Source organism: uncultured Nevskia sp. (genome assembly GCF_903885465.1).
In the GTDB taxonomy this organism is placed as follows: domain Bacteria; phylum Pseudomonadota; class Gammaproteobacteria; order Nevskiales; family Nevskiaceae; genus Nevskia.
Map to the genome: position 1 here is coordinate 17,253 of NZ_CAISIQ010000520.1, position 10,511 is coordinate 27,763.

The following is a 10,511-nucleotide window of genomic DNA, read 5'->3' on the forward strand; positions in this document are numbered from 1 at the left end:
TCAAAGCTTGATCCGGTCTTCAATCAGGCCAGCAGGTCAACCGCTCAGAAGAAAATCGACCCCACACTCATGTTCAGTCTCGGCTCGCTCGACGTGAAGCAGCGCATTGCCGCCAAGCTGGTCACGGCGGACATCGAAGCCTTGGTGGCCAGCATTCCGAAGCCGGTCGGCAGCTTTGGTTATGACCCCTGGGGCTACAACGAAGACACCTTCAAGCTCGCCCTCGGTGCCGCCAAGCGGCTCTACGACCATTACTTCCGGGTCACCGCGCACGGCCTGGAAAACATCCCCAGCACAGGCCGGGTACTGATCGTCGGCAATCACAGCGGCCAGTTGCCGATGGATGGCGTGCTGGTCGGCGTCGCCGCCGCGACCAACCCGCACGGCCCGCGTCTGGCCCGGGCGATGATCGAGCGCTTCTTCCCCACCGTGCCCTGGCTCGGCAACTTCCTGAACGCGCTCGGCGGTGTCATCGGCGATCCGGTGAACTGCTCGAAGATGCTCGACATGGACGAGGCGATCATCGTCTACCCGGAAGGCATTCGCGGCTCCGGCAAGCTGTATCGCAAGCGCTACCAGCTGCAGCGCTTCGGCAATGGCTTCATGCATCTGGCGATGAACCACCACGCGCCGATCGTGCCGGTGGGCATCGTCGGCTGCGAGGAAACCATGCCCGCGGTCATCAATCTGGCGCCGATCGCCAGGCTGCTCGGCCTGCCCTATCTGCCGATCGTGCCCAGCCTGTTGCCGCTGCCGGCGCGGGTGTATCTGAACTTCGGCAAGCCGATGCATTTCTCGCCGGCGGCCAGCGAGGCCGAGGTGACCGAACAGGTGGAAACGGTGAAAACCGAACTGCGCCGGCTGATGCAGATCGGCCTCGACGAACGTACGAGCCTCTACTGATGGCGACCAAAACCGGCAGCCGCGCTGCCCCGAAGAAGACCGTACTGGTAACCGGTGCCGCCGGCTCGCTGGCCAAGCGGGTGATCGCCCGCCTGCACGGCCAGTACAACGTCATCGCCGTCGATTTCCGCCGCAAGGTCGAAACCGATGCCGGCATCCCGAGCTATCTGGTCGAGCTGCACAAGCGCGGCTTCGAAGACATCTTCGCCAGCCACAAGGTCGACGCGGTGATCCACATCGGCCGCATCTTCGCGCACGAGAAAACCCGCCAGCAGCGCTACAACGCCAACGTGCTTGGCTGCAAACGGCTGCTCGACCTGTGCCGCAAATACAAGGTCGGCCAGGTGATCATCCACTCGACGTATTACGTCTATGGCGCCAGCGCCTACAACCCCGCGCTGATCGACGAGGACGCGCCGCTGAAGGCCAGCGAGGTGACCCAGGATCTAGTCGATTCGGTGGAGCTGGAAAGCCTCGCCAACATCTATCTGTGGAAGCATCCGGAGCTGAACATCACCATCCTGCGGCCCTGCAACGTGCTCGGCCCGGGTGTGCGCAACACCATGTCGATCCTGCTGTCGCGCAGCCTGGTGCCGGTGCTGATCGGCTTCTCGCCGCTGATGCAGTTCCTGCATGTAGACGACATGACCGACGCGATGATCGCCGCCTTCGAGCAGAACAAGCCGGGCATCTACAACGTCGCCCCGGACGACTACGTGCCGTACCAGGAAGCGGTGGCCCAGTGCGGCTGCCGCAAGCTGCCGGTGCTGTCGATCCCGCCGTCGCTGCCGAAGCTGGTGGCCTCGGTGCTGAACTGGAATGCGTTCTTCCCGCCGTATCTGGTCAACTACTTCAAGTACCCGGTGATCCTCGACGGTCGCCTGTTCCGCGAAACCTTTTCCTGGCGCCCGCGGCGCAATCTCAACGACATCTTCACCTACTACCGCAAGCAAAAGCTCAGCGCGAGCTAGGCTCTGCAGAACCCGGGAGAACCGGGATCACGGACTGCGGTCTGACCGGTACCTTTCCCAACCGCCCACTTCTTACAGGAACCCTCATGAGCAAGGAAAAGAGCAAACCGAAGGCGCCGAAGCTGGCTCCGGCCACCAGCGAAGCGACGATCGACATCGGTATCAGCAAGGCCGACCGTGCCGCGATCGCCCACGGCCTGTCGCGCCTGCTGGCAGACGAATACACGCTGTATCTGAAAACCCACAACTTCCACTGGAACGTCACCGGGCCGATGTTCAACACGCTGCACCTGATGTTCATGGGTCAGTACACCGAATCATCGCTGGCGGTGGATCTGGTCGCCGAGCGCATTCGCGCGCTGGGCTTCCCGGCGCCGGGCACCTATGGCCAGTACGCCAAGCTGTCGAGCATCGACGAGGACGAAGGCGTGCCATCGGCGATGGACATGGTCAAGAAGCTGGTCAAGGGCCATGAGGCCTGTGCGAAAACGGCGCGTTCGGTGTTCCCGCTCGCCGAAAAGGCCAGCGATGAGCCGACCGCGGATCTGCTGACCCAGCGCCTGCAGCTGCACGAAAAGACCGCATGGATGCTGCGCTCGCTGCTCGAATGACCGGGCCGGTTAAGCCGTAAAATAAGAAGGCCGACAACAGTCGGCCTTTTTCTTGCGCATCGTTTCTCATGGCCACCCCTCCGCTCCTGTCCGTCCGCCGCCTGCGCGTGCTTTATGCCAGGCGCGGCCTGCTGCCCGGGTTCATGTCCGGAGGTCGCCCCGCCGACATCCGCGCCATCGACGATCTGCACTTCGACCTGCAAGCCGGCGAGACGCTCGGCATCGTCGGCGAATCCGGCTGCGGCAAGTCGACCCTGGCCCGCACCCTGGTCGGCCTGCAGGAAGCCACGTCCGGCTCGATCCGCTACAACGGCACCGAACTGATCGGCCTGAGCCGCAAAGACTGGCGACCGCTGCGCCGCGACGTGCAGCTGGTCTTTCAGGACCCGCTCGCCTCGTTGAGCCCGAAGATGAAGATCGTCGACATCGTCGCCGAGCCGCTCAAGGCGCTGCGCCCGGAGTTCGACGCCGCCGCCCGACGCAGCCGCGCGCTGGCGCTGCTGGAGCGGGTCGGCCTCGGCCCGGAACTGGCGGATCGCAAGCCGCGCGAACTGTCCGGCGGCCAGGGCCAGCGAGTCGGCATTGCCCGGGCGCTGATCGTCGAGCCCAAGCTCTTGATCTGCGACGAGCCGGTCTCGGCGCTCGATGTCTCGATCCAGGCGCAGATCATCAACCTGCTCACCGAGCTGGCCCGCGAACGCAATCTGGCGATGATCTTCATCGCCCACGATCTCGCCGTGGTCCGCCAGCTATCGGACCGCGTGCTGGTGATGTACCTCGGCAAGGTCATGGAACAGGGCCGCGCCGACAACGTCTACGCCCGGCCCCGCCACCCGTACACGCGGGCGCTGCTCGAAGCCGCCCCGGTGATCGAAGCCGATGGCAGCAAACCGAAGAAGCGCCGGCTACTCGGCGGCGACACCCCGAACCCGGCCCAGCCGCCGATGGGCTGCGTGTTCCACCCGCGCTGCCCGCTCGCCGAACACGCCTGCGTGCAGAGCGTGCCGCTGCTGCGGCGGGTGGATGGCGAGCAGTACGCGGCTTGTCATTTTGTGGCGGCGGGTGGCTGACACGCCGGCCGTCGACAGCCTAACGCCGGCTCAGCTGCACTTCGGCTTCTTCCCCGCCGCCTGCGCCGACTGATACACCGGCAAATCCTGCGGCAAACGCGCCGCGATCTGGCGGATGCGGGTGTCGTCGGACGGATGGCTCGAGGCGAATTCCGGTGGCTTCTGGCCGCCGGCCTGGGCCATGTTCTGCCAGAGCTGCACGGCCTGGCGCGGGTCGAAACCGGCCTTGGCCATGTAGTCGAGGCCAAGCAGATCGGCCTCGCTTTCATGAGCACGCGAGAACGGCAGCAGCACGCCGTACTGGGCACCGGCGCCGAGTGCCGACATCAAGGCACCACCACCGGCACCACCGCCGACGATCAGCTGCGCCACGTTCAGGCCGATGCCGGTGACCTGCTGCTGCGACACGCGCTCGTTCGAGTGGCCGGCGATCACGTGAGCGACTTCGTGTCCGATGACGGCGGCGAGTTGATCCTGTCCCTTGGCCACCTGCAGCAGCCCGGTGTAGACGCCGATCTTGCCGCCGGGCAGCGCGAAGGCGTTGACGTCCTTGGACTCGAACACCTTCACTTCCCAGACGCCGCCGACTTCGCGGGTGATCGCATTGGCCACGCAGTTCACATAGGTGGTGGCCTGGCCGTTGGCGGTCACCGGCGTTTCCTTGGCGGTCTGCGCGAACGCGGTGACGCCCATCTCGTCGAGGTCGGAATCCGAATACAGCTTCAGCTGGCTGCGGCCGAGCGGCGAGGTCGCACAGGCGACGACGGCGGTGGCGGTCAACAAGCTCAGCAACAACTTCTGGTGGCTTGGGGGGCGATTCATGATCTTTCGGAGTTCTCGGTTCGGGCCACGCTATATTCGGTGCAACCTGTCGCAGTCAGTTTACGAGGTTGCAGATGGCTTTGAGATCGATGCTGCTGCGCATGATTCCGGCTTTCATGGCGCTGCTGATGCTGGCCGGCCCCGCTGCGGCAGCAGACGAGGCCAAGCTGAAGATCGGCCCGGACCCGGCGCTGTCGCCGGCCGCCGTCGTGCAATTGCAGCTGGCCGCGCTGGCCAATGTCGACAAGCCGGTGCGCGACGCCGGCTTCGCGATCGTGTTCGGCTTCGCCTCGCCCGGAAACCGCAGTCAGACTGGTCCGCTGGCGCACTTCGCGGCACTGATCCGCGAAACCTATCCGGCCATGCTCAACCACCGCAGCTCGACCCTGGCGCCGCTGATCAGCGAAGGCAAGCAGGCGATCCAGGGTGTGGAGCTGATCGACCGCAGCGGCGTCGTCCATCGCTACGTTTTCACGCTCAGCAAGCAGCCTGACGGCCCGTACAAGGACTGCTGGCTGACCGACGGCGTTGTCCAGGCTCCCGAGGAAGGCGAGCCGGAAATCGCGATCTGAATGCGGGCGTCGGCAGCTAGCCACCCATCGCTTTCTTGATGCCCGAACCCATCGCCGTGACGCCGCCGAGTGACCAGCCGCCGTCGACCGGCAGCACCACGCCGGTGACATAGCGCGCCAGCGGGCTCGACAGCCACATCGCCGCCTGGGCGATGTCGTCAGTGCTGCCGAAGCAGCCCATCGGCACGCTGTCCCTGACCAGTTCGGTGGCCCGCTCGTTCGGCGCCAGGCGGCGCATGCCTTCGGTGCCTTCGATCGGCCCCGGCGAAATCGAATTGACTCGCACGCCGAGCGGGCCCCATTCGATCGCGGCAACACGGGTGACCATGTCGACACCGGCCTTGGCGGCGCAGACGTGCATCTGGAATTCCAGCGCGATCCAGGCCTGCGGGGCGCTGATGTTGATCACCGAGGCGCCCGGCTTGGTCAGGTACGGGAACGCCGCGCGGACCACGTGGAAGGTGCCGAGCAGATCGATATCGACCACCGACTTGAAGCCGTTCGGCGAGATGCCCATCGCCGGCGACGGGAAGTTGCCGGCGGCGCCGGAGATCAGCACGTCGATGTTGCCGAGGCGCTGCGAGGTTTCCTTGAACGCCGCATCGACGGCCGCGTAATCACGCACGTCGGCCGCGAAGCCGATCACTTCGCCACCGTGGGCTTTCAGCTCGGCGATCGCCGCGTCGACCTTGTCCTGGCTGCGCGACATCACCGCAAGCTTGGCACCGGCTTTCGCGAAGCCGTGAGCGATGCCGAGATTGATGCCGCTGGTGCCGCCGGAAACGAATACCGTCTTGCCGCTGTAGTCGTAGCTCATGGTGATGTCCAGGTGAGAAAGGTGGGGATCAGGCCGGCGGCGTCCAGCGCAGCATGTCGAGCAGTTGCTGGTGCAGGCCGGGTGTGGCGGCGCAGACGCTGGTGGTGTCGAGGCCGAGCGGCTGGCCTTCGAGATCGGTGAACACGCCGCCCGCTTCATGAACGATGACGCTGAGGGCGGCGATGTCGAGGATGTTGACGTCGGACTCGACGATCGCGTCGATCTTGCCGCCGGCCAGCAGATGGTAGTGCAGGAAATCGCCGTAGCCGCGAATGCGATGGACCCGTCCGATCAGCTCGCCGAGCCGCGCCCAGGCTGGGCTTCTGGCCAGCCGCGCGAGGTTGCCGGTGGACAGCGTGGTCTGCGCAAGCCGGTCGGCCGATGACACCTGCAGGCGCTGGTTGTCGCACCAGGCGCCCTGGCCTTTCTCGGCAAACATCACTTCGCCGAGCGCGCCATCCCAGCACGGCGCCGAGGACACGCCGAGCACCAGTTCGCCCTTGTGCATCAGCGCGATCTGGGTCGAGAACATCGGATAGCCGCGGACGAAACTCTTGGTGCCGTCGATCGGGTCGATCAGCCACAGGTGCTCGTTGTCGCCGACTTCTCTGCCAAGCTCTTCGCCGTAGAAACCGTGCTCCGGGAAGTGGCTCTTGAGCACCGCCTTGATCGTCGCTTCGGCGGCGATGTCGACCTCGGTCACCGGACTCGCATCGGCCTTGTAGTCGACCGAAAACTGGCCGCGATAGGCCATGCGGATCACCGCCGCAGCGGCTTCGGCGGCTTCCAGCGCCGCTGCGAGATAAGGACTGGTCACACAACACTCCGGCAGGCCGCAGATATGCGGGGCGGCGAATGATAAACCGCCTCCGGCACTCGGCTTCAGGTTCGCCGGATCCGACGGGCAAACCGCCGGCCTTGGTATCCTCTCGGCCAAACTCCCGTTGCTGATCATCAGCCACTCAACACTGGACACCGCTTCATGGGCAACAGACTGTCGAAGATCGTCACCCGCACCGGCGACAAAGGCACCACCGGCCTGTCCAGCGGCGAACGGGTGCCGAAGACCCATCTGCGCGTGCAGGCGATGGGCGATGTCGATGAGTTGAACTGCTGCGTCGGCCTGATGCTGGTGCAGACCCTGCCGGACAGCATCCGCACCCCGCTGGCGCGCACCCAGCACGAGTTGTTCGATCTCGGCGGCGAGCTGTCGATGCCGGGCTTCGAGTTGGTCAAGGAAAGCTATCTGGAGCGCATCGACAGCGAACTGGAAACGCTCAACGAAACCCTGCCGCCGCTGAAGGAATTCGTGCTGCCAGGTGGCAATCCGGCTGCCGCCGCGGCACATCTGGCGCGGGCCGTGGCGCGCCGTGCCGAGCGTGCGGTCTGGGCGCTCAATGCCGATGAAACGATCAGCCCGCTGGTGCCGCAGTACCTCAATCGCCTGTCGGACTATCTGTTCGTCTGCTGCCGCGTCCTGGCGCGCCAGGACGGTGGCCAGGAAGTCAGCTGGAAGCGCAGCGAGTAGTTCCGGGCGCGGGGCGGAGAACCGGGCTCAGGGCCCGTTACCGATCAGGGCTTGTTGCCGATCGGGTCCTTGTAGTCCGCCGGATTGCGGCGCGGCACGCTGTTCGGCGAACCGGGACGGGTCACGCCCTTGGCGTCGTTGTTCTCGACGGCGGTTTCCAGGAATCGCTGTGAATCGTCGTTGAGATTGTTCGGGTCTTTCGGCAGATCGCCGTACCACTCCTGCAATTTTTCCAGGCGATCGAGCTTGCGCTCTTCCTCGGTACCGAGACCCGGCAGCCGCTTGGCCTGATTGCGGCGCTTGCGATCGCCCTTGGTCAGTTCGTCGACCTCGCCTTCAACCTTCACCTCCGGCAGCTCGGTGACCGGCGCGGTGTCGTCCTTGCCTTTCTCTGGCACCGCCTTGGGTGCTCCGGCCAGCCCCTGACCGTCCTTCAGCAGTAATTGAGCGTTCGCGGCGGGCAGCACGGCCGTCAGCGCCGCTGCCAGCAGCGGAGCAAGTACGGCGTGGCGCAGCTTGGGCTTCAGTGACATGAACGGCTCCATCGGAACGGCGAAAAGGGGGATTGGTCGAGACTGTAGCTCATGTCTCAATGACCACCGGTGGCAGCTTCCGTGCCCGGAACCATTCGTGGCGTGCGAATCAACGGCAGGATCAGCAGCACCGAAGCCATCATCATCGAGATCAGCGCGAACATGTCGCCGTAGGTCATCACCGCCACCTGCTGCTGCATCTGCCGCATCAGCAGCGACATGGCACCGGCTTCACTGCCGGTGATGGCCTGACCGGTGGCGAGCATCTCACGTACCGGCGGATGGCTGGCGCGCACCGATTCGCCGAGCATCTGCCAGTGCAGCCAGCTGCGCTCGTTGATCAGCGTATTGATCAGCGCCAGACCGATCGCGCCGCCGATGTTGCGCATCACGTTGAACAGGCCGCTGGCGTTCTTGACCTCGGACATCGGCAAGGTGCCGAGCGCGATGTTGGTCATCGAGAACATGCAGAACAGGAAACCGTTGCCGCGGAAGATCTGCGGCAGGATGAATTCGACGACGCTCCAGTCGGCAGTCAGCCGGCTGTTCAGCCAGGCACCGAAGCTGACATTGCAGATGCCGATCGCCAGCATGGTTTTCGGCCGGATCAGCTTGGCCAGCCGTCCGGCCAGCGGCGCACTGAGGAACATCGCCACGCCCTGGGCGATCATCACGTGGCCGATCTGCAGGCTGTTGTAGCCGCGCACCTGGCCGAGGAACAGCGGCGTCAGATAGATCAGCGTGTACAGACTGATGCCGACGGACATCGCCAGCACGGTGCCAAGTGCGAAGTTGCGATCGGCAAACGCCCGCAGGTTCACCACCGGATGCTCGGCGGTGAACATGCGATGGAAGAACAGCATGCCGGCCAGCACCGCCAGCACCGCGCAGACGGCAACCGAATCCTGCGAGAACCAGTCGTTGCGCGGGCCTTCATCGAGCGTGTATTCGAAGCAGCCGAGGAACACCGCCATGAACAGCAGGCCGCGCAGATCGATGACCTTCAGCAGTTCCGGCTGCGGCTGATCGATCTTCACCAGATGCCAGACAGCGTAGGCCACCGCGAAGCCCGGCAGCACATTGATCAGGAACAGCCAGTGCCAGGATGCCGACTCGGTCAGCCAGCCGCCGACAGTCGGCCCGATCGATGGCGCCAGGGTGGCGATCAGGCCGAACAGCACCTGCGGCAGCACGCGCCGGGCCGGCGGAAACATCAGGTACATCGAGGCCGAGGTGGTCGGGATCATGCCGCCACCGAGAAAGCCCTGGATGACCCGGAACACGATCATCGATTCCAGATTCCAGGCCGTCGCACAGGCGAGACTGGCCAGGGTGAAACCGAGTGCCGAGATGACGAAGTAAATGCGGGTCGACAGCAGTCGCGACAGATAGCCGGACAGCGGGATGGCGATCACTTCGGCGATCAGATACGAGGTCTGCACCCACTGGATTTCGTCGGCGCTGGCCGACAGCCCGGCCTGCAGCTGGTTGATCGACGAAGCGACGATCTGGATGTCCAAGATCGCCATGAAGTTGCCGAACAGCATGGCGATGAAGGCGAACCAGGCCAGCCGACTGCGCGCCTGTTCATCGGCATCCGGAGTGACGGCGGTGGGCGATATCGCAGCCACGTTCGGGAGTCTTATTGCTTGGCCGCGCCAGCTTCAGCTCGCGTATCGACACTGGCTTCGACCGACAATCCCGGCCGCAGCCGGCCGGCGAGCGCGGTCTTGTCATCGAGCGCGATACGCACCGGCACTCGCTGGACGATCTTGGTGAAGTTGCCGGTGGCGTTCTGCGCGGGCAGCAGCGCCCATTCGGCACCCGAGGCCGGCGAGAAGCTGTCGACATGGCCGTGCAGCACGGCGTTCGGGAACGCATCGATGTCGATTTCCACCGGCTGGCCGATGCGCATCTTGTTCAGCTGGGTTTCCTTGAAATTGGCTTCGACATAAAGCTGATCGAGCGGCACCAGCGAGAGCAGACGCTGACCCGGCTGAACACGCTCGCCAAGTCGCGCCGCCAGATCGCCAACAGTGCCAGCCACCGGTGCCACGATGGACGTGGAAGCGAGATCGATCTCGGCCAGCTTCAGCTGAGCTTGCGACGCCGCCAGCGCCGCTTCGAGCCGGGCGCGGCTGCTGTCGGTAAGCGTGGTAAGCGCCCGCTCCGCCGCCTGCACGCCGGCAGCGGCGCGAGCGACCGAAGCAACGGCATTCAGATGTGCGGCCTCGGCGTTGTCGAGCCGCTGGCGGGTGGCGACGCCATCCTTCAGCAGGCTGCGGGCGCGATCGAGTTCGCCGCGGGTCTGCACTTCGCTGGCGCGGGCGGCTGCAACCTGGGCACGGGCTTCGGCGATCGCGGCGTCCTGCTGGCCGCGTTGCTGGCCGTTGCCGGCCAGTGCCGCCTGCGCTTCGGCAACGGCGGCGCGAGCGCTATCGACGCGGGCGGCGTAATCGCGGCGATCGATCTCCAGCAGCAGATCGCCCGCTGCGACGGTCTGGTTGTCGCGCACTTTCAGTGCGACGATTTCGCCGCCGACTCTCGGCGTCAGCACGCTGATGTCGGCGCGCAGGTAGGCGTTGTCAGTGGAGATGAAGAAACGTCCGACCGTCCACCAGCGCCAGGCAAACACGGCAGCGGCGATCAGGACGACAAGCAGGATCGCCAGACGCAGCAAACGA

12 protein-coding genes are annotated in these 10,511 nt (G+C 65.1%); 6 read left to right on the forward strand and 6 right to left on the reverse strand.

Annotation, left to right across the window (positions count from 1 at the left end):
* Positions 1–69: 69 nt before the first annotated feature.
* The 4 genes from QZY06_RS20035 to QZY06_RS20050 all read left to right on the forward strand — a co-directional run bounded on the left by QZY06_RS20035 (position 70) and on the right by QZY06_RS20050 (position 3,555).
* A complete protein-coding gene (locus QZY06_RS20035) occupies positions 70–903 on the forward strand; it encodes a lysophospholipid acyltransferase family protein (RefSeq protein WP_295687524.1) in 834 nt (277 codons plus the stop codon).
* Positions 903–1,874: an SDR family oxidoreductase gene (locus QZY06_RS20040; protein WP_295687526.1), complete on the forward strand. Its 972-nt coding sequence runs from the start codon at positions 903–905 to the stop codon at positions 1,872–1,874. Before QZY06_RS20035 ends, QZY06_RS20040 begins: the two co-directional genes overlap by 1 nt.
* 86 nt (positions 1,875–1,960) lie before the next feature.
* Entirely contained in the window at positions 1,961–2,485 is a 525-nt protein-coding gene (locus QZY06_RS20045; RefSeq protein ID WP_295687528.1) for a Dps family protein, read from the forward strand.
* A 68-nt stretch (positions 2,486–2,553) separates the two neighbouring features.
* Positions 2,554–3,555, forward strand: a complete 1,002-nt coding sequence (locus tag QZY06_RS20050) for an ABC transporter ATP-binding protein (RefSeq protein WP_295687531.1) — start codon at positions 2,554–2,556, stop codon at positions 3,553–3,555.
* Positions 3,556–3,585: 30 nt separating this feature from the next.
* Here the strand turns inward: QZY06_RS20050 and QZY06_RS20055 are convergent, their stop codons facing one another.
* Positions 3,586–4,377, reverse strand: coding sequence for a M48 family metallopeptidase (locus tag QZY06_RS20055; RefSeq protein ID WP_295687533.1), 792 nt, complete (start codon positions 4,375–4,377; stop codon positions 3,586–3,588).
* Between the two features lie 74 nt (positions 4,378–4,451).
* On the opposite strand from QZY06_RS20055, the gene QZY06_RS20060 reads away from it, so the two are divergent.
* Positions 4,452–4,949 (forward strand): DUF4864 domain-containing protein, encoded by a 498-nt coding sequence (locus QZY06_RS20060; protein WP_295687534.1) that lies wholly within the window; start codon positions 4,452–4,454, stop codon positions 4,947–4,949.
* Positions 4,950–4,965: 16 nt separating this feature from the next.
* On the opposite strand, the gene QZY06_RS20065 is transcribed toward QZY06_RS20060, so the two are convergent.
* Together QZY06_RS20065 and QZY06_RS20070 are read right to left on the reverse strand one after the other, a co-directional pair.
* The gene (locus QZY06_RS20065; RefSeq protein ID WP_022976871.1) at positions 4,966–5,766 is read right to left on the reverse strand and encodes an SDR family oxidoreductase; all 801 of its coding nucleotides are present in this window, start codon (positions 5,764–5,766) and stop codon (positions 4,966–4,968) included.
* A 28-nt stretch (positions 5,767–5,794) separates the two neighbouring features.
* Positions 5,795–6,583: an inositol monophosphatase family protein gene (locus QZY06_RS20070; protein ID WP_295687540.1), complete on the reverse strand. Its 789-nt coding sequence runs from the start codon at positions 6,581–6,583 to the stop codon at positions 5,795–5,797.
* 165 nt (positions 6,584–6,748) lie between these two features.
* Here QZY06_RS20070 and QZY06_RS20075 point away from each other — a divergent pair, with 165 nt between their 5' ends.
* A complete protein-coding gene (locus QZY06_RS20075) occupies positions 6,749–7,294 on the forward strand; it encodes a cob(I)yrinic acid a,c-diamide adenosyltransferase (RefSeq protein ID WP_295687543.1) in 546 nt (181 codons plus the stop codon).
* 44 nt (positions 7,295–7,338) lie between these two features.
* Here QZY06_RS20075 and QZY06_RS20080 read toward each other — a convergent pair whose 3' ends face one another.
* The 3 genes from QZY06_RS20080 to QZY06_RS20090 all read right to left on the reverse strand — a co-directional run.
* Positions 7,339–7,827 carry a hypothetical protein gene (locus tag QZY06_RS20080; protein WP_295687544.1) on the reverse strand — a complete coding sequence of 163 codons (489 nt, stop codon included), beginning with the start codon at positions 7,825–7,827 and terminating at the stop codon, positions 7,339–7,341.
* Positions 7,828–7,883: 56 nt separating this feature from the next.
* Positions 7,884–9,458: a DHA2 family efflux MFS transporter permease subunit gene (locus QZY06_RS20085; RefSeq protein WP_295687546.1), complete on the reverse strand. Its 1,575-nt coding sequence runs from the start codon at positions 9,456–9,458 to the stop codon at positions 7,884–7,886.
* Positions 9,459–9,469: 11 nt separating this feature from the next.
* The coding region (locus QZY06_RS20090) for an HlyD family secretion protein (protein WP_295687548.1) at positions 9,470–10,511 on the reverse strand (1,042 nt) is incomplete at its 5' end.

Bases quoted from the DNA above. Each gene is read 5' to 3' on its own strand.
- QZY06_RS20035 (WP_295687524.1), top strand. From the start codon at position 70: ATGTTCAGTCTCGGCTCGCTCGACGTGAAGCAGCGCATTGCCGCCAAG.
- QZY06_RS20045 (WP_295687528.1), top strand. From the start codon at position 1,961: ATGAGCAAGGAAAAGAGCAAACCGAAGGCGCCGAAGCTGGCTCCGGCC.
- QZY06_RS20065 (WP_022976871.1), bottom strand. From the start codon at position 5,766: ATGAGCTACGACTACAGCGGCAAGACGGTATTCGTTTCCGGCGGCACC.
- QZY06_RS20050 (WP_295687531.1), top strand. From the start codon at position 2,554: ATGGCCACCCCTCCGCTCCTGTCCGTCCGCCGCCTGCGCGTGCTTTAT.
- QZY06_RS20075 (WP_295687543.1), top strand. From the start codon at position 6,749: ATGGGCAACAGACTGTCGAAGATCGTCACCCGCACCGGCGACAAAGGC.
- QZY06_RS20055 (WP_295687533.1), bottom strand. From the start codon at position 4,377: ATGAATCGCCCCCCAAGCCACCAGAAGTTGTTGCTGAGCTTGTTGACC.
- QZY06_RS20060 (WP_295687534.1), top strand. From the start codon at position 4,452: ATGGCTTTGAGATCGATGCTGCTGCGCATGATTCCGGCTTTCATGGCG.
- QZY06_RS20080 (WP_295687544.1), bottom strand. From the start codon at position 7,827: ATGTCACTGAAGCCCAAGCTGCGCCACGCCGTACTTGCTCCGCTGCTG.
- QZY06_RS20040 (WP_295687526.1), top strand. From the start codon at position 903: ATGGCGACCAAAACCGGCAGCCGCGCTGCCCCGAAGAAGACCGTACTG.